At 47.1% G+C, this 18,505-nt stretch carries 22 protein-coding genes; all 22 read left to right on the top strand.

Annotation, left to right across the window (positions count from 1 at the left end):
- Positions 1-17: 17 nt before the first annotated feature.
- The 22 genes from AY633_RS01235 to AY633_RS01130 all read left to right on the top strand — a co-directional run bounded on the left by AY633_RS01235 (position 18) and on the right by AY633_RS01130 (position 18,497).
- Positions 18-998 carry a YpdA family putative bacillithiol disulfide reductase gene (locus AY633_RS01235; protein WP_068485819.1) on the top strand — a complete coding sequence of 327 codons (981 nt, stop codon included), beginning with the start codon at positions 18-20 and terminating at the stop codon, positions 996-998.
- A gap of 20 nt (positions 999-1,018) precedes the next feature.
- Positions 1,019-1,990 carry an asparaginase gene (locus AY633_RS01230; protein WP_068485817.1) on the top strand — a complete coding sequence of 324 codons (972 nt, stop codon included), beginning with the start codon at positions 1,019-1,021 and terminating at the stop codon, positions 1,988-1,990.
- A 30-nt stretch (positions 1,991-2,020) separates the two neighbouring features.
- Complete coding sequence (gene prsW, locus AY633_RS01225; RefSeq protein WP_068485815.1) at positions 2,021-2,695, top strand: glutamic-type intramembrane protease PrsW; 675 nt, start codon at positions 2,021-2,023, stop codon at positions 2,693-2,695.
- A 144-nt stretch (positions 2,696-2,839) separates the two neighbouring features.
- Positions 2,840-3,520 (top strand): (d)CMP kinase, encoded by a 681-nt coding sequence (gene cmk / locus AY633_RS01220; protein ID WP_068485812.1) that lies wholly within the window; start codon positions 2,840-2,842, stop codon positions 3,518-3,520.
- Positions 3,517-4,107: a lysophospholipid acyltransferase family protein gene (locus tag AY633_RS01215; RefSeq protein ID WP_068485810.1), complete on the top strand. Its 591-nt coding sequence runs from the start codon at positions 3,517-3,519 to the stop codon at positions 4,105-4,107. The genes cmk and AY633_RS01215 overlap by 4 nt, the downstream gene beginning before the upstream one ends.
- Before the next feature lie 68 nt (positions 4,108-4,175).
- Complete coding sequence (rpsA, locus tag AY633_RS01210; RefSeq protein ID WP_068462672.1) at positions 4,176-5,321, top strand: 30S ribosomal protein S1; 1,146 nt, start codon at positions 4,176-4,178, stop codon at positions 5,319-5,321.
- Between the two features lie 21 nt (positions 5,322-5,342).
- Entirely contained in the window at positions 5,343-6,377 is a 1,035-nt protein-coding gene (fni, locus tag AY633_RS01205) for a type 2 isopentenyl-diphosphate Delta-isomerase (RefSeq protein ID WP_290438390.1), read from the top strand.
- A gap of 93 nt (positions 6,378-6,470) precedes the next feature.
- A complete protein-coding gene (gene der, locus AY633_RS01200) occupies positions 6,471-7,781 on the top strand; it encodes a ribosome biogenesis GTPase Der (protein WP_068462667.1) in 1,311 nt (436 codons plus the stop codon).
- A gap of 131 nt (positions 7,782-7,912) precedes the next feature.
- Positions 7,913-8,932 carry an NAD(P)H-dependent glycerol-3-phosphate dehydrogenase gene (locus AY633_RS01195; RefSeq protein ID WP_068485805.1) on the top strand — a complete coding sequence of 340 codons (1,020 nt, stop codon included), beginning with the start codon at positions 7,913-7,915 and terminating at the stop codon, positions 8,930-8,932.
- Between the two features lie 88 nt (positions 8,933-9,020).
- A complete protein-coding gene (locus AY633_RS01190; protein ID WP_068462663.1) occupies positions 9,021-9,224 on the top strand; it encodes a DUF2768 domain-containing protein in 204 nt (67 codons plus the stop codon).
- Between the two features lie 13 nt (positions 9,225-9,237).
- Positions 9,238-9,957: a hypothetical protein gene (locus AY633_RS01185; RefSeq protein ID WP_068485802.1), complete on the top strand. Its 720-nt coding sequence runs from the start codon at positions 9,238-9,240 to the stop codon at positions 9,955-9,957.
- A gap of 164 nt (positions 9,958-10,121) precedes the next feature.
- Positions 10,122-10,394, top strand: a complete 273-nt coding sequence (locus tag AY633_RS01180; protein ID WP_052651392.1) for an HU family DNA-binding protein — start codon at positions 10,122-10,124, stop codon at positions 10,392-10,394.
- Positions 10,395-10,632: 238 nt separating this feature from the next.
- A complete protein-coding gene (gene folE / locus AY633_RS01175; protein ID WP_068465715.1) occupies positions 10,633-11,208 on the top strand; it encodes a GTP cyclohydrolase I FolE in 576 nt (191 codons plus the stop codon).
- A gap of 26 nt (positions 11,209-11,234) precedes the next feature.
- Positions 11,235-11,456, top strand: coding sequence for a trp RNA-binding attenuation protein MtrB (gene mtrB, locus AY633_RS01170; RefSeq protein WP_058380559.1), 222 nt, complete (start codon positions 11,235-11,237; stop codon positions 11,454-11,456).
- 75 nt (positions 11,457-11,531) lie between these two features.
- Positions 11,532-12,308, top strand: coding sequence for a heptaprenyl diphosphate synthase component 1 (locus AY633_RS01165; protein ID WP_068485800.1), 777 nt, complete (start codon positions 11,532-11,534; stop codon positions 12,306-12,308).
- 5 nt (positions 12,309-12,313) lie between these two features.
- A complete protein-coding gene (locus tag AY633_RS01160; RefSeq protein ID WP_068487840.1) occupies positions 12,314-13,012 on the top strand; it encodes a demethylmenaquinone methyltransferase in 699 nt (232 codons plus the stop codon).
- A gap of 22 nt (positions 13,013-13,034) precedes the next feature.
- Positions 13,035-14,009: a heptaprenyl diphosphate synthase component II gene (gene hepT, locus AY633_RS01155; RefSeq protein WP_082799154.1), complete on the top strand. Its 975-nt coding sequence runs from the start codon at positions 13,035-13,037 to the stop codon at positions 14,007-14,009.
- A gap of 86 nt (positions 14,010-14,095) precedes the next feature.
- Positions 14,096-14,542 (top strand): nucleoside-diphosphate kinase, encoded by a 447-nt coding sequence (ndk, locus tag AY633_RS01150; protein WP_068485797.1) that lies wholly within the window; start codon positions 14,096-14,098, stop codon positions 14,540-14,542.
- 237 nt (positions 14,543-14,779) lie between these two features.
- Positions 14,780-15,952: a chorismate synthase gene (gene aroC, locus AY633_RS01145; protein ID WP_068485795.1), complete on the top strand. Its 1,173-nt coding sequence runs from the start codon at positions 14,780-14,782 to the stop codon at positions 15,950-15,952.
- Between the two features lie 3 nt (positions 15,953-15,955).
- Complete coding sequence (gene aroB, locus AY633_RS01140) at positions 15,956-17,029, top strand: 3-dehydroquinate synthase (protein WP_068485794.1); 1,074 nt, start codon at positions 15,956-15,958, stop codon at positions 17,027-17,029.
- Positions 17,029-17,412: a chorismate mutase gene (gene aroH, locus AY633_RS01135; RefSeq protein WP_068462648.1), complete on the top strand. Its 384-nt coding sequence runs from the start codon at positions 17,029-17,031 to the stop codon at positions 17,410-17,412. The genes aroB and aroH overlap by 1 nt, the downstream gene beginning before the upstream one ends.
- A complete protein-coding gene (locus AY633_RS01130; RefSeq protein ID WP_068485792.1) occupies positions 17,409-18,497 on the top strand; it encodes a prephenate dehydrogenase in 1,089 nt (362 codons plus the stop codon). Before aroH ends, AY633_RS01130 begins: the two co-directional genes overlap by 4 nt.
- Positions 18,498-18,505 lie beyond the last annotated feature (8 nt).

Here is an 18,505-nt window from a genome sequence, read left to right as displayed (position 1 = left end):
TTACAGGAGTGGATGAAATGGAACATGCAGATGTCATTATCGTAGGAGGCGGGCCATGTGGATTATCGGCCGCCATTGAAATACAGAGAATGGGCCTGCACCCCGTCATTCTCGAAAAAGGCAATATCGTTAACGCCATTTATCGTTACCCGACGCATCAAACATTTTTTAGCAGCAGTGAGAAATTGTCGATTGGCGATGTGCCGTTCATTACAGAAGACCGCAAACCAAAGCGCAACCAAGCGCTGGTTTATTACCGAGAAGTGGTGAAACGCCATAAGTTGGATGTGCGAGCCTTCGAAACTGCGCTATCGATCGAGCAAAAGGACGGTTTTTTCGTAAAAACGACAAAAAACCATTACCAGGCAAAATACGTAATCGTGGCCACTGGTTATTATGACCACCCGAATAAGCTGTTGGTGCCAGGAGCGGGCTTGCCGAAAGTCATGCATTATTTTAAGGAAGGACATCCCTATTTCGATCGCGACGTGTTAGTGATCGGAGGGAAGAATTCCGCGATTGATGCCGCGCTCGAGTTGCATAAAGCTGGCAGTCGGGTAACGGTGTCTTATCACGGGACAAGTTATTCGAAAAGTATCAAGCCGTGGATTTTGCCGGAATTTGACGGGCTCGTGCGCCAAGGCGAAATTACCATGCTGTTCGATTCCATCGTCGACGAAATTCGAGAAGGCGAAGTGGAATTGACGGTAAACGATACGAAGGAAACCTATGCGAATGATTTTGTCTTCGCGATGATTGGGTATCATCCGGATCACAGCTTCCTCGAGCAGATGGGGATCGATATCGATGCAGCGAGCGGCAGACCGGCGTTCGATGAAGAAACGATGGAGACCAATGTCGAAAATTTGTTTATCGCAGGGGTCATCGCGGCAGGCAATAATGCGAACGAGATTTTTATCGAAAACGGCCGTTTTCACGGCGGTCAAATTGCGGCGGCAATCGCCGAAAAAGAAGCGCTGAAAAATTCAATAGATTAGACTACCAAAAGAGGTGCATTATGAAAAAGAAAGTATCGTTAATTACGACCGGTGGCACGATCGCCAGCAAAGCGATATCTGACGACGGCTTGCTAAAATCAGGCGCCATTTCAGGAAAAGATCTGGCAGAACTTTGCCAATTGCCGCCAGAGATCGAAGTGAAAGTCATCGATGTCTTTCAATTGCCAAGCATGCATATCGGCTTAACTGAAATGAATATCGTCAAAGAAGCGATTTTGACTGAGTTAGAAGACCCTGAAGTGGAAGGAGTAGTCGTTACGCACGGTACCGATACCTTAGAAGAAACGGCTTATTTTCTGGATCTGACCGTAGGGGATGAACGCACAGTCGTGGTCACAGGCAGCCAGCGTGCGCCAGAAGCAGTTGGAACGGATGTTTATTCCAATTTGCGCAACTCCATTTATGTTGCCGTCGATCCTGTCATTAAAGGTGTCGGAACGGTTGTTGTCTTCAATGAACGAATTTACAGCGCGAAATACGTAAAAAAAGTACACGCCAGTAATTTGCAAGGCTTTGATTCATTTGGCCACGGTTATTTAGGAATCATCGATAATGATAAAGTCCGCATCTATCAAAGACCGGTCATGCGTGAAGTGCACCACGTGCCGGGCGGCATGCCGCGCGTGGATATCATCAAGTGTTACTCCGGCCAGGAAGGTTCGATTATCGATATGCTTTCTGATAATGGCACAAGAGGCATCATCTTGGAAGCAGCTGGACGCGGGCAAATTTCCCCGCATATGGTGAGCTCAGTCCAGCGTGCCGTAGATTCTGGCATTCCTGTCGTCGTCACGACGAGCGCCGAGGAAGGCAATGCCTATCCTGCATACAGCTATCCAGGGAGCGCACACGATTTGCTGACGCGCGGTGTCATCTTAGGCAGTGATTACGATAGCAAAAAAGCGCGCATCAAATTGGCGATCTTGTTGTCGGGAGATAAAGCCATCGACAAGGGAGCCTTTGAAATTTAACTACCGCGGGTAATGGAGGGAGGCGCGTCTATGTTAGAGCTGTTGACGGTAGCTATTGCACCTGGGCTCGCATTGTTTAGTTATTTTTATTTGCGGGATCAGTTTGCCGGGGAACCGTCAAGGCTAATTTTTCACTGCTTTTTATACGGCGCGCTTCTGACATTCCCGATTCTTTTTGTCCAGTATGTATTCGAAGCCGAGCATGTGTTTCAAAACACTTTTGTGAAATCCGTCTTATTTTCGAGTTTACTGGAAGAATTTTTCAAATGGATCGTTCTGCTAGCAGCGGTGTTTCGCCATATTGATTTTGAGGACCCTTATGATGGGATTTTGTACGGTGCGAGTTTATCGCTTGGTTTTGCTACCGTGGAAAATATTTTATATTTGCTTGAGTTCGGGCTTGGAACCGCTTTTGTGCGAGCATTCTTGCCGGTGTCGAGCCATGCATTGTTCGGCGTTGTCATGGGTTTTTATTTCGGCAGAGCCAAGTTTACTGGGAAAAGAGAAAGTAAATGGCGGTTGGCGTCGGCGTTATTTGCCGCAACGCTTTTGCATATGGCTTACAACGCATCGCTTTACGCCTACGATAATTTGCTATATGGGGCTGTGCCTTTCATGTTGTTTTTATGGTGGTTCGGTTTACGGAAAGTCCGTCAAGCCCACCAATTATCAGTCAGCCATTACCATAACAACCCACCGGATTGATCCAACCGAAAGCCCGCTGCCATAGGGCTTTTTCTTTTTGCGTCCAGGTCGTTTTGGAACTATTCCCCATGCGCTTTGATTTTGCCCGAAACATCAAGCGGATTGTGATAAAATGAAATTATTACTTAAGATGAGGTGACAGTTTTGACGAAAGCTATCCAAATTGCGATCGACGGGCCAGCTGCTGCTGGCAAAAGCACGATCGCTAAAATAGTGGCAGAAAAATTAGGGTATATTTATATCGATACGGGGGCAATGTACCGTGCAATTACGTTAAAAGCATTGAACGTAGGGATCAATTTGGGAAGCAATGAAGAAGCGGGGGCTTTACTTGTTGAGACTGAAATCGATTTAATCCCTGTCGCAGGCGGCCAGAAAGTCCTGCTCGATGGGAAAGATGTTTCAGAGGAGATTCGTTCCCAAAATGTTACAAAGGCGGTATCAGAAATGGCTGCCCACGAATTGGTTAGAAAGCGTATGGTCGAACTTCAGCAAAAACTGGCAGAAGACCGTGGCGTCGTCATGGATGGACGCGATATCGGCACGCATGTTTTACCTGGCGCAGCGCTTAAAGTCTTTATGTCAGCAACCGTTGAAGAACGGGCGAGACGTAGATTTGAAGAAAATAAAAAACGCGACATCCTGACGCCTTTAGTTGAGTTGCAGGAGGAAATCGCCATGCGGGACAAGATGGATTCTGAACGTGAAGTAGCGCCTTTGAAACAAGCGCAAGATGCCGTATTTTTAGATACGACGCCTTTAACGATTGCAGAAGCGGCAGAAGCCATTTTGAAACTAGCGCAAGAGAGGCTGATGGGATCATGAATTTGTATGCAGTAGGGAAAACGCTCGTGAAGACGGCATTGAGTCCGCTGTACCGTTTTCAAGTTGAGGGCATTGAAAAGTTTCCGGAAACGGGCGGCATTCTTCTTTGCAGCAACCATATCCATGCGCTCGATCCGCCGGTAGTCGGTATGACCGCCCCGAGAACCGTTCATTTCATGGCCAAAGAGGAATTGTTTAAAGCGCCAATACTCGGCTCGATTTTGCCGAAAGTCAATGCTTTTCCGGTAAAGCGCGGCATGAGTGACCGGGAAGCTTTGCGGACTGCTTTAAAGCTGCTAAAAAGCGGCGAAGTCGTGGGGCTATTTCCTGAGGGTACCCGTTCGACAGATGGCGTATTAAAAAAAGGCTTAAGCGGCGCTGGCTTTTTTGCTTTGCGGGGCAATGCGGATGTTATGCCATGCGCACTTATTGGACCGTATAAGCCGTTCGGAAAAGTCAAAGTAGTTTACGGTGATCCAATTCGGATGGAACCTTACCGTGAGCGTAAAGCTTCCGCAGAAGAAGTCACGCAAGCCATCATGGCCAGTATTCAAAAAATTCTGGACGAAAACTCAGAAAATAAGTGATTATTTTTGTTTTTATTAGAGAATTCGAATAAAATAGAAGATGGATAGTTTGTGAAGGAGGGCTACTTATGTCAGAGGATATGAATTTGATGGAAAACCGTGACTTCCAAACAGGAGATCGCGTAAAAGGAATAGTCGCCAAGATCGAGGAAAAAGCAGTGACGGTGACAATTGATGGAGCGCCATTCGATGGGATCATTCCGATCAGCGAATTATCGAGCCTCCATATCGAAAAAGCATCCGACTCGGTCCAAGAAGGTGATGAACTTGAATTGATCATCACGAAAGTGGAAGATGAAAACTTTGTCTTGTCTAAGCGCAAAGTTGATGCTGAATCCGCTTGGGACGATCTTGAGAAAAAATTCGAATCCGGTGAAATCATCGAAGCAGAAGTGAAGGACGTCGTGAAAGGCGGCCTAGTCATTGATTTGGGCGTGCGCGGATTCGTGCCGGCTTCACTTGTGGAAGATTATTTCGTCGAATCATTTGAGGATTATAAAGGCCGTGTTATGACCTTTAAAATTGTCGAAATGGAAAAAGAGAATAACCGTTTGATTCTTTCCCACCGTGCAGTGGTTGAAGGCGAAAAAGAGTCTCAAAAAGAGCAAGTGATGGATTCGATTAACGCAGGAGATGTACTTGATGGGAAAGTGCAGCGTATCGCTTCGTTTGGCGCATTCGTCGATATTGGCGGAGTGGACGGCCTTGTGCACATCTCTCAATTATCACATGAGCATGTCGATAAAGTATCGGATGTTGTCACAGAAGGTCAGGAAGTGAAAGTTAAAGTTCTTTCAGTGGATCGTGACTCAGAACGCATTTCATTATCGATCAAAGATACATTGCCTGGCCCTTGGGATGCCATCGATGAAAAGGCTCCAAAAGGCTCTGTTCATCAAGGTACAGTAAAAAGACTCGTCAGCTACGGCGCGTTTGTTGAAGTGTTGCCTGGTGTAGAAGGCCTTGTGCATATTTCACAAATTGCACACAAGCATATTGCTACGCCGCACGAAGTGCTCCAGGAAGGCCAGGAAGTTGAAGTGAAAGTGCTTGAAGTCAATAAAGAAGACAAGCGCTTGTCCCTCAGCATTAAAGAGCTTCAAGAAAAAGAAGCGGAACAGGATTTCTCACAATACGATATGCCTGAAGAAGCATCTGGATTCTCGATTAGTGATGTTATCGGAGATAAATTAAAAGGGTTCAAATCCGAATAAATGTCACGGGCTAAACGAAAGATGGACCATATCAATTATGCGTTGTCTACTGGGCAAGGTCGGGCTACTTGGCTCGACTGCGTCCGTTTTGTCCATCAGGCGCTGCCGGGAATCGGCGTTGCCGACGTATCATTGGAACCGAAAACAGGTGATTTGCAACTAAAATCACCTGTTTTTATTAATGCCATGACCGGTGGAGGCGGTTCCGAGACGTTGCAGCTGAATGCCATGCTCGCGCGGGCGGCGAAAGAAACGGGAATTGCCATGGCTGTCGGTTCACAAATGGCGGCCCTGAAGGACAAAGATGAACGCGAAAGCTATAGCATAGTTCGAAAAGAAAACCCACAGGGAATCATATTCGGCAATCTTGGCAGTGAAGCTACCGTAAAACAAGCGATAGAAGCGGTCGAGATGATCGGAGCAGATGCCCTGCAGATTCACTTAAATGTCGTCCAGGAACTGACAATGCCAGAAGGCGACCGCCAGTTTCAGGGAGCGCTTGAGCGAATTGAGATGATTGCAGAGGCTTTAGATGTGCCGGTCATCATCAAAGAAACCGGCTTCGGCATTTCACAGGAAACCGCCGATGCGCTCGACAAGACCCAAGTGGCGGCGATCGATGCGAGCGGATTTGGCGGTACGAATTTCGCCAGCATCGAAAATGAACGCAGAAAACGCAAATTGGCCTATTTCGAAGACTGGGGCATCCCGACGGCTGCAGCAATCGTTGAATGCCGAGAAGGCTTCAGCCGCACTGTATTGGCGTCTGGCGGGCTTCAAAACGCCGGTGATGTCATCAGGGCATTTCGTCTCGGCGCAGATGCTGTGGGCATTGCAGGCAGTTTTTTGAAGCATGCGGTGAGCCTCGGGGAAATCGGTTTGATTGAAGAAATCCATGGGCTTCACGAAGATTTGCGTATGCTCATGACTGCACTTGGTGCCCGTACAATTGAAGAGATTCGCTCGACCCCTGCTGTCATCAATGGCGAATTGCTGGCCCATTTGCAGCAACGGGGGCTTGAGACGAAGCATTTTGCAGTTCCTTTGAAAAACTGAATATTGGACAATTTAAGGGGATGGACATTATTCAGATGCCATCCTCTTTTTCGTGTATAATAGGCTTATCAGAAGTGGAAGGATGAATTAATTATGTCAAAACCGGTAGTAGCAATTGTTGGCCGGCCGAATGTAGGGAAATCCACGATTTTTAATCGCGTGGTCGGGGAGCGCGTCTCCATTGTGGAAGATATTCCAGGAGTTACACGTGACCGCATCTACAGTTCGGCAGATTGGCTGACGCATGAATTTAATATCATTGATACAGGAGGCATCGACCTTAGCGACGAGCCTTTCCTAGAACAAATCCGCAGCCAAGCAGAAGTGGCAATGGACGAAGCGGACGTTATCATCTTTCTCGTCAATGGGCGAGACGGAGTGACAGAACAGGATGAGCAAGTAGCGAGAATCCTGTATCGCACGAAAAAACCAGTGGTGTTGGCTGTCAACAAGATTGATAACCCTGATATGCGCCACATGATCTACGATTTCTATTCTCTTGGAATCGGCGAACCCTATCCGGTTTCAGGATCTCACGGGCTTGGCTTGGGAGACCTTTTGGACGAAGTGGCTAATCACTTCCCGAAAGAAGACGAAGAGGAATATCCGGACAATGTCATCAAGTTTTCACTGATCGGGCGTCCGAACGTCGGAAAATCTTCACTAGTCAACTCATTTCTCGGCGAAGATCGTGTCATTGTCAGTGAAGTGGCCGGTACGACGCGCGATGCAGTCGATACGCAGTATGAATATGATGAACAGCCTTATGTCATCATTGATACGGCGGGCATGCGCAAAAAAGGGAAAGTTTATGAAAGTACCGAAAAATACAGCGTGCTTCGCGCCTTGCGTGCGATTGAACGTTCTGACGTTGTCTTGGTCGTCCTGAATGCAGAAGAAGGCATACAGGAACAAGACAAAAAAATTGCAGGATATGCCCATGAGGCTGGGAAAGCAGTTGTTATCGTCGTTAATAAATGGGACGCCTTGAAAAAAGACGACAAAACCATGAATAAATTCACACAGCAAATCCGTGAACATTTCTTGTTCTTGGATTATGCCCCAATCATTTTCGTATCTGCTATCAGTGGGCAGCGTGTGCACAACATTCTTGAAATTATCAACCGCGTTAATGATAACCACTCGCGTCGCATCCAGTCGAGCATACTCAACGAGGTAATCGAAGACGCGGTAGCGATGAATCCGGCACCATCGGATAAAGGGCGTCGCCTACGTCTGTATTACGTGACACAAGTGGCCGTCAAGCCGCCGACGTTCGTCGTGTTCGTTAACGAGCCGGAAATGATGCATTTCAGCTATGAGCGTTTCTTGCAAAACCGCATCCGGGAAAGCTTTGATTTTGAAGGCACACCGCTGCGCTTGATCACGCGAGCGCGTACGTAATTTTACTTAGTGATTACGTCTGCTTTCAAGTTGATACCAATTGATCCAATCGGACTTTACTGAACAGCATGACTCCCACTTGAAGAGGTGGGAGTTTGGTTTTCTTAAAGCAGGATAAAGGAGAGGTAAAAATGGAAAAAGTCACTATATTTGGGGCAGGAAGCTGGGGGACCGCGCTTAGTTATGTATTGGCGCAAAATGGCCATGATCTGCTATTGTGGAGCCACCGCCAGGACCAAGCGGATGAGATTAATAACCATACAAATGAGCGTTATTTAAAAGGTGTCGAACTTCCGGCTTCCTTAAAAGCGACAGCAGACCTGGATGAGGCCGTAGCGCATGCTGATGTGTTCATTCTGGCGGTGCCGACAAAAGCCATCCGGGAAGTTTCACAGGATATCCATAAGAGAATGACGAAAAAAGGATTGTTCGTCCACGTCTCAAAAGGCATTGAACCGGATTCGCTTAAACGGATCAGTGAGATGATCCGTGAAGAAATTCCGGCCGACTTGATTGAGGAAGTAGTTATTTTGTCAGGCCCTAGCCATGCAGAAGAAGTTGTGCAAGAGCATCCGACGACTGTCACTGCAGCATGTGAAAATACGCAAGCAGCGAACCGTGTACAGGATCTATTCATGAACTCTTACTTCAGGGTCTACACAAATACCGATGTTATCGGGGTGGAAATTGGCGGTGCGTTGAAGAATATCATTGCCTTAGCCGTGGGAATCACTGATGGCCTTGGCTATGGCGATAATGCGAAAGCGGCGATCATGACGCGGGGCTTAGCGGAAATTGCCCGCCTTGGCGTGAAAATGGGAGCAACGCCACTGACTTTTTCCGGCCTATCAGGAGTAGGTGACTTGATCGTTACATGCACAAGCGTCCACTCGCGCAATTGGCGGGCAGGCAATATGCTTGGCAAAGGAAAAAACGTTGATCAAGTATTAGAGGAAATGGGCATGGTCGTAGAAGGAATTCGGACTACAAAAGCTGCTCATCAATTGGCAGCTGAATACAAAGTACCGATGCCAATCACAGAAGCTTTGTATGCAGTATTGTTTGAGGGCGTCAAACCGGAAAATGCGGTCGAAGAGCTGATGGGCCGCATGAAGAAAAACGAAATGGAAGATTTAATCGACTTGCTTTAATTGTCACAAACGGAGGGGCTGCTTGCTGCTGTCCCTTCTTTTTTTATGCTATACTATGGACTGAAACTCGACGAAAGGCGGCTTATTCATGAGTTCTTTGGATAAAATGTGGGTATCGTTTGCAGGCATCGCTTTTTTGATCATTTCGATGGGATTGATCTATTTAAGCCGATACAAATTGCAAAACGGCATCCTGAAATTTCTATTTGCGCTGATCGCGTATGTTCTGCTGATCCTGGGCTTCTTTATTATGGTTTTCACTATATTCAGCGGACCAACCGGTGGCGCCTGAGGGGATGGGCATAATGAAAAAAACAACAGCGCTGCTGATGACCCTGCTGACAGCAAGTTTGCTGACGGCTTGTGGGTATCCTAGCAGCGAGCGGGCAGAAAATCAGATTCCCTATGAAGATCAGCTAGAAACAGCACAGCAAGCGGTTGAACGTTACCAGGAAGCAAAAGGTGGCTTATTGCCGATCAAAACGCGGGATATGGACGTCGATCAATATATCAAATATCCAGTCGATTTCTCGAAAGTCGTTCCGGAATTTACCGCAGAGCTTCCGAGCAATGCGTTTGAAGTCGGTGGAATCTATCAGTACGTGTTAATGGATGTAGAGGAAAGTCCAACTGTCAAACTCGTTGACTTACGGGTTGCAGAGGGCATCCGTTCGGTCAATGTCAGAAAAAGCGCGAACGGGGGGAGAGCCCCAATCGCCGAGATCATTGCCGACAATGTATACAAATTTAATTACGAAGCAATGGGCTTCTCGGAAGAGCCAATGGTTCAAAGCCCATATAGCGGAAAAATGCTGCCAATGGTCATCACTGGACAAGGTGATGTCTACATCGATTATTCCATCGATTTGTATGAGGCGATCCAAAGTTACGAAGGTGAGCTCGAACCAGGGCAGGATATCCGATTTATCCTTTACGAAAACAGCCCGATTGTGCCTGCCTACTCGCTTCCTTATACTGTCGATGAAAATGGCGAGCCCATTTTTTTGGCGGATGAAAAACCCTGATACAGCACGGATTTGCCCGAAATCCACATGTTTTTGAAAATGTTGGGAGTATTTGGTGGTTTTCTTTGAAATGCGGCCTATTTGTTGTTGCTATGCGATTTTCGTTGTGATACTCTTTTTACAGGATTGATGGCAAGCATCCCCTTTGAGAGGAGGTGAATAGCATGAACAAAACAGAATTAGTGAACTCTGTTGCAGAAGCGGCTGAACTTTCTCGTAAAGATGCTGCGAAAGCGGTTGACGCTGCATTTGAAGCGATTCAAGATGCTCTAACTAAAGGTGACAAAGTACAATTGATCGGATTCGGTAACTTTGAAGTTCGTGAGCGTGCGGCCCGTAAAGGACGTAACCCACAAACAGGTGCTGAAATCGAGATTGCCGCAAGCAAGGTTCCTGCCTTTAAGCCAGGTAAAGCACTTAAAGACGCAGTGAAATAAGCTTCGGCTACTGTACATAGAATGGCTTTTGCGAGATCTGATCTTGCAGAAGCCATTCTTTCTTTTTGGCCCCGTTTTTGCCAATACCCCCCGTAAATGCTACAATTCAGGTGAGAAAAGCGGTGCTGTCTCTCGGTACGGCTATTATGGCGCGTGAAATGGCAATGGCCATTGGCCGACTTTAACCGCTGCCCCAAATAGAGTGATTTTCGCTACAGGAGGAAACAATGTGATTGATATGAAAAGCCATAACGTAGATCTGGAAAAAATAGAGCAAGCTGTCGGGATGATTTTGGAGGCAGTCGGAGAAGATGTGGGCCGTGAAGGGCTGCAAGATACCCCGAAGCGCGTCGCGAAAATGTATGCGGAAGTTTTTGCTGGGTTGAAAGAAGATCCGAAGGAATACTTCCGCACCGTATTCCATGAAAACCATGAAGAACTTGTGTTAGTAAAGGACATCCCATTTTATTCGATGTGTGAACATCATTTAGTGCCTTTCTTCGGAAAAGCGCATATCGCCTATATCCCACGTGATGGGGTAGTGACCGGGCTAAGTAAATTGGCGAGAGCGGTTGAAACAGTCGCAAAACGTCCACAATTGCAAGAACGCATCACTTCGACGATTGCGGACTCGATGATGGAGACCTTGAATCCACATGGTGTGTACGTCATGGTCGAAGCCGAGCATATGTGTATGACCATGCGTGGCATCAAAAAGCCTGGTTCGAAGACCGTAACGGCCGTTGCACGAGGCGTCCTAGAGACCGACGATATTAAACGCTCTGAAGTTATTACGTATATCAATATGGACTAAATACAATGGAAAAGCAGGTGTAGACTATGGCACAAACTGAATATGTGGTAATCCGCGCACAAGAAGACGGCGTCAATGTTATCGGGCTGACGCGCGGCAATGATACAAAATTCCATCATACCGAAAAGCTCGACCGCGGCGAAGTGATGATCGCCCAATTCACTGAACATACATCGGCGATGAAAATTCGTGGCAAGGCGGAAATCCATTCCGCACACGGCATCATTGAAAGCGACGCGAAAAAGTAAGCGTTAATGGTGAAGGCCATAAGGGCGTTATGCTATAATATGAGCTATGGCTAACCTACGAATGGAGCAGGCAGTATGAACGGACAACAAATACAATCCAAAATCATCTCCATGGAAATCGACGTACTAAAAGCAGTCCGCCAACGAACGCTAGACCAGTTGACGGAAGGGCCTTTTGTTAAAGAGGCTCGCCTGTTTTTCTTGCTGCTGCCGTTTTTTAACGGAGAGCAATGGTCGGATAAAATGGAGTCAAGCGCACGCACTGTCGCGATCGTCTATGCTGCGCTGCACTCGCATGATCGTGTGAGAGAAGAAATGCCCATCAGCAAAGAACAGCAATTGACCGTACTCGCCGGAGACTTTTACAGCGGCATTTATTATCAATTGCTGGCTGAAAGCAAAAATATTGAAATGGTTCAAAAGCTCGCGACAGCCATCATTCAAGTAAGCGAGAAGAAAGCCTCTTTCCACGAATCTGCACTTCAGCAGCCGGAGCAAGTGGAAGAAACGGCGACAGTAATCGAGACAGCATTGCTGAATGCGTTCTACGAGGAAAACGGATTCACCCATTACAAGCAGCTAATGGAGCAATCCCTGCTCTATATACGCTATACAGAAGAGTTGGAAGCACTGAAAAACGGCGAGTTCAGCCATATATTGCGCTTATTTAGCGAGACTTTGATCCAGTCAGCATTCATCGAAAGTTGGCTCACCGATCGCCTGGAAAGCTTGGGCAATGACATTGTGGTGTCGATCAATGATTGCGAATTGGATTTTGAACTTAAAAATGTTTTGCTCCACCAAATTATTCCGCATCGGCTTAGTGCTGAACCGCTGACGCGAGAAGGATGACGATGATGCCGAAAACAAAAGAACAACGAGTTCACGAAGTATTTGAGAAAATATCCGAAAACTATGATCAAATGAATTCGGTCATCAGTTTTCAACAACATAATAAATGGCGCAACGACACGATGCATAAAATGCAAGTAGCAAAAGGCGCGTCTTGCATCGATGTTTGTTGTGGTACAGCAGATTGGACGATTGCACTCGGAGAAGCCGCAGGGCCAACAGGGCGCGTGGTCGGACTGGACTTTAGCCAAAATATGTTGAATGTTGGGCACCAGAAAACAGGCCATATGCCACAAATCGAATTGGTACAAGGAAATGCAATGTCTTTGCCATACCCAGACAATTCCTTCGACTTTGCGACAATCGGCTTTGGATTGCGCAATGTGCCAGATTATGAGCAAGTGTTATCTGAAATGCATCGAGTTTTGAAGCCTGGTGGAATGATTGCCTGCCTAGAAACTTCGCAGCCTGAAAGTGTTGTATTCAAACCGTTTTTCCGAATGTATTTCCGGTTCGTTATGCCAGTCTTCGGCAAGCTTTTCGCTAAAAGCTATAAAGAGTATTCATGGCTCCAGGAATCAGCTAAGACGTTCCCGGGCATGAAAGACTTGGCGAAATTGTTCAGCAAAGTCGGTTTCGACAAAGTAAAATATAAACCGTATTCAGGAGGGGCTGCTGCTCTCCATATGGGATTGAAAAAGTAAACAAGCGGGAGAAGGTTATTAAGTGGAAAAGATGAAGTTGAAATTGCTCTATTCCGACCTAAAACCGGAACTGGAATTGATCGAAAAAGAATTGGAACAGGCAGTGGATTCCGAATCCCTTCTATTAAATGATGCTTCTCTTCATTTATTGCAGGCCGGAGGAAAAAGAATCCGCCCTGTTTTTGTTTTGCTTGCCGGAAAATTCGGGGAGTACGATATCGAATTGCTGAAGCGTGTTGCGGTGCCGTTGGAGCTTATACATATGGCATCTTTGGTCCACGATGATGTCATTGATGATTCGGAAATTCGTAGAGGACGCCCGACCGTTAAATCGGAATGGAACAATAGCGTGGCGATGTATACCGGCGATTTCATTCTAGCTAGGGCGTTGGAGCGAATCACGGAAATTGAATCGCCAAGAATCCATGACATTCTCTCGAAGACCTTGATCGAAGTGTGCCGAGGAGAAATCATTCAAATCGAACATAAGTACAGACTCGATCAAAGCTTGCGGGATTATTTGCGGCGCATTAAGCGCAAAACGGCGTTATTGATTTCCTCGAGCTGTGAATTAGGGGCTTTGGTGTCCGGCACCGATGAGAAAACGGCTGCGCATTTGCGTCGCTTCGGTTATTTCATCGGCATGTCGTTCCAGATTATCGATGATATCTTGGACTTCACCGCCAGCGACCAAGAATTGGGTAAACCGGCCGGCAGCGATTTTATCCAAGGCAATATCACCTTGCCGATTTTATACGCACGCCAAAATCCTGAAATTTATCAAATGCTCCGTGATAATTTGAATCTGGACATTTCCGATGAAAAACGTCTGGAAATTGTCCGCACGATCCGCACGAGCAGTGCGGTTGATGAAGCGAAGCGGATGAGTGAACGTTATTTGGAGAAGGCACTGAAAGAGCTGGATTATTTGCCAAAAGGTTCCGCGACGAAAACGATGCGTAAAATTGCGTTTTTCATCGGCAAGCGAAAGTTTTAGTTTCCAGTTGACAAATGATCGGACAATGATAGTATTTTTTAAGGTGGGCAAAGTGCCCGAGCTTTTTAACAGAGGAGTGTTCTATAATGGAAAAAACATTTTTGATGGTAAAACCTGATGGTGTCCAACGCAACGTCATCGGTGAAATCGTTTCCCGTTTCGAGAAAAAAGGCTATCATTTGGCAGGCGCTAAATTGATGCAAATCCCGACTGAGCTTGCTGAACAGCATTACGGTGAGCACAAAGAGCGCCCATTCTTCGGCGAACTTGTAGACTTCATCACTTCCGGACCAGTTTTCGCAATGGTATGGGAAGGCGAAAACGTCATCTTGACTGCGCGTCAAATGATGGGAGCTACTAACCCGAAAGACGCAGCTCCAGGAACAATCCGCGGTGACTTCGCAGTTACTGTCGGCAAAAACATGATCCACGGTTCTGATTCAGCTGAAAGCGCTGAGCGTGAAATCGGCTTGTTCTTCAAAGAAGAAGAATTGGTATCATACGAAAAAACAATGAATAACTGGGTTAACTAATCTACCCTTTGAAAATGCGGCCGTGCAATCGGCCGTGTTTTTTTATTTTATAAGAAGCTTTCAATAAGGCGGCAGGACTAGCAAGCGAACGAAGAAATGAAAGCGGTTGCTTTAGCAAACCTAGGTTTCTTGCTATTCGAATGTTTAGTTTTCTTCATATTTGGGATAGAATTGAACAAATGCCGTATGGTATAGTGTTAGTTAAATACTTTAGCACGTTGAAGGGAGAAAGCGTACATGCGTTACTTAACAGCAGGAGAATCTCACGGTCCACAATTGACCGCCATTATTGAAGGGTTGCCAGCGCAATTGCCTTTGACGGCGGAAATGATTAATAAAGAATTGAAACGACGCCAAGGAGGACATGGCCGCGGCCGCCGCATGCAAATCGAAACCGATACGGTGGAGATTGTTTCAGGCGTTCGTCACGGCAAGACTTTAGGGTCTCCGGTCGCATTGGTAGTCAAAAACGACGACTGGAAGCATTGGACAAATGTTATGGGAATCGAACCAATCGAGGAAACCGATGAAGTGAAGCGCCAATTGACACGTCCGCGTCCAGGACATGCAGATTTAAACGGCGGCATGAAATATGGCCACCGCGACTTGCGGAACGTATTGGAACGCTCTTCTGCTCGTGAAACCACCGTCCGTGTAGCGGTCGGTGCTGTAGCGAAGCAATTGCTCGCTGAACTCGGCGTGAAAATGGTTTCACATGTCACAGAAATTGGCGGCATCAAAGTTGATCCGCAAAGCTATATCGGAAAATCCGCAGATGAAATTCGTAACATCGTTGAGCAAGACGCTGTTTATTGTGCAGATGCCACAAAAACGAAAGAAATGACCGATTTGATCGACGCCACGAAGAAAAACGGCGACTCGATCGGCGGAACGGTAGAAGTCATCATAGAAGGCATGCCAGCGGGTATTGGCAGCTATGTACATTACGACCGCAAACTGGATGCAAAAATCGCGGCTTCAGTGATGAGCATAAACGCATTCAAAGGCGTCGAATTCGGCCTTGGATTTGAAATGGCGCGACGCCCTGGCAGTGAAGTCCACGATGAAATCGTCTGGGATGAGCAACAGGGATATAGCCGCAGCACAAATAACCTCGGAGGCTTTGAAGGTGGCATGACGACTGGCATGCCGATTATTGTCCGCGGTGTGATGAAACCGATCCCAACTCTCTACAAGCCGCTGAAAAGTGTCGATATCGAAACAAAAGAACCTTTCCAGGCAAGCATTGAGCGTTCAGACAGCTGTGCAGTTCCAGCTGCCTCAATCGTGGCAGAGCATGTCGTCGCCTTTGAAGCGGCGAATGCCTTATTAGAGCAATTTGATGCAGATCAATTGCCGCGTCTGAAAGAAAACATCGAAAGCTATAAAGCCTATACAAAGGAGTTTTAATCCATGAGGGAGTTACGCGTCGAGACTGAACATCCATATACAGTGCATATCGGCCAGGGAGCGGTCAAGCTATTGACAGAGCGCTATGGCGATTTGCTTGGAGCGGTTGATCGCGTCGTCGTGATTGCCGATAGCCAAGTAGCAGAGCTGCACTTAGATAAGCTGCTTGATGCGCTAAAGGGGCTGGAGCCGAAAGTTCTTCGAGTACCGGCAGGCGAACAGGCGAAATCCGTTGAAAGTTTTATGGATTGCCACAGCTTCCTGTTGTCGGAAAATTGCTCGCGCAACACGGTCATTCTTGCTTTCGGAGGAGGCGCAGTTGGGGATCTTTCAGGTTTTGTCGCATCGACTTTCATGCGCGGCGTGCCGTTTATCCAAGTGCCGACTACGATCTTAGCCCATGACAGTGCAGTTGGCGGCAAAACCGCTATTAACCACCCGCTCGGCAAGAATATGGTCGGCACTTTCTATCAGCCGCGAGCAGTCGTTTATGATGGCGACTTTCTCGAGACATTGCCTGAAAACGAGATCCGTTCCGGAATGGCTGAAGTGGTCAAGCATGCCTTTATTTCAAATGAAGGCTGGTTGGATCAATTATTGGCGTATGACAGTCTCGAGGCGGTTTCCGGCGAAGAACTCGAAGGACATCTCGAAAAAGGCATCGCGGTTAAAGCTGCGATTGTGGAAGAAGATGAATTTGAAGGAGGCGTCCGTAAATTCCTCAACTTTGGCCATACGTTGGCTCATGCTATTGAAGCGCATCTAGGTTATGGGAGAATGACGCACGGAGAAGCGGTCGTGCTAGGGATGGCCTATGCGCTGGAATTATCCAGCAGCCCTGAATTACCACGTTTCCTAAATTGGGCGAAGGTGAACCAATATCCGTTAGAGCGTTTGAAGGACATGCCGTTTGAAGAACTTTTGCCTTATATGAAAAAAGACAAGAAATCGACAGCTGCATCATTGAATTTTGTTTTACTGGGTGCTGTGGGCCAGCCCTATATTGAAACAATTCCAGAACAACGAGCGCAAGCGGCTTACGATACGTTAAGAAAAACGATCAAGGAGATGATCTGATGATTCGAGGAGTCAGAGGTGCGATCACCATCACAAAAGATGAGGCGCCTGAAATTTTGGAGCAAACACGCCGCCTGGTCTTGGAAATGGCCAAAGAGAACGGCATTAAGCCGGATGAAGTGGCTTCGGTCATTGTATCGACGACGACAGACATTTCTGCAGCTTTTCCTGCAAAAGCCGTGCGGACTATTGACGGCTGGACGTATGTGCCAGTCATGTGTACGCACGAAATGGATGTGCCGGGTAGCATGCCGCTATGCATCCGCGTCATGATGCACGTCAACACGAAAATTGGACAGGATAAAATTCAGCATATCTACATGAACGATGCTGTAAAACTACGCCCCGATCTATCACAGAAAAGTCAGGTGAGCCGAGCGTGAAAACAGAAGTCCTCATTATCGGCCTCGGATTAATCGGCGGTTCTTTGGCAAAGGCATTGCAGCGCAACGAAGATGTTCACGTATCGGGATACGATACGGATGCGTTGACTGCCAGAAAAGCGTTTAAAATGGGCATCATCCAAAGCTCGCCACCTTCTCTAGAGCAGGCGGCAGCGGCGGCTGATGTCATCGTTTTTGCCACGCCGGTCGGAGCGACTATTAAATTAATGGAGCGCAGTAAGTTTTGGGATTTAAAGGAAACGGTTATTTTAACGGATACCGGCAGTACTAAAGTGCAGATTATGGAAGCTGCAAAAAAACTGAATCGCAACTTTATCGGCGGACACCCCATGGCTGGGTCCCATAAAAGCGGCGTTGAAGCAGCCAAAGATGTGTTGTTCGAGAACGCCTTTTATATTTTAACGCCGGGTGAGAATGCAAGTGAGAACGATGTGAATCGGTTGATTGGGCTATTATCCGTCACTAAGGCGAAGATCAAGGTGCTCGAAGCGAAGGAACATGATCACATGACGGCAATCGTCAGCCATTTCCCTCACTTAATTGCAGCGGCTTTGGTCCACCAACTGGACCGGGAAGAGCAATTTCCATTTGCACGCCAACTTGCAGCGGGTGGTTTCCGCGATACGACTCGCATCGCTTCTGCCAATCCGGACATGTGGCGTGATATCACGACGCAAAACAATGAAATGATTGTCGAGCAATTGGACCATTGGATGGATCAGATGACGCATTTGCGTGAGATTCTGCGGAAAAATGAACCCGAGCCAATTCACCATTTTTTCGCCAAAGCGAAAGAAACACGTGATGAACTGCCGGTTGCGGGACATGGCGCCATGTATTCCGTTTTTGATCTGTATATCGATATCCCAGATGTGCCGGGGATCATCTCAGAAATGACCGGTTATTTAGCAGAAGCTGGTATCAGTCTTGTTAATTTGAGAATTTTGGAGACGCGAGAGGATGTTTTCGGGATTCTTGTCCTGAGTTTCCAGACAGCACAAGACCGGGAAAACGCGCAAAGCGTTTTTTCAGATCGTACTGCTTACGATACGTATATCTCCTGAAAGGAATG

Source organism: Planococcus maritimus, assembly GCF_001592825.1.
GTDB lineage: Bacteria > Bacillota > Bacilli > Bacillales_A > Planococcaceae > Planococcus > Planococcus maritimus_C.
The sequence above is the reverse complement of the archived record's forward strand: the minus strand, read 5'-3'. Positions and strand labels throughout refer to the sequence as shown.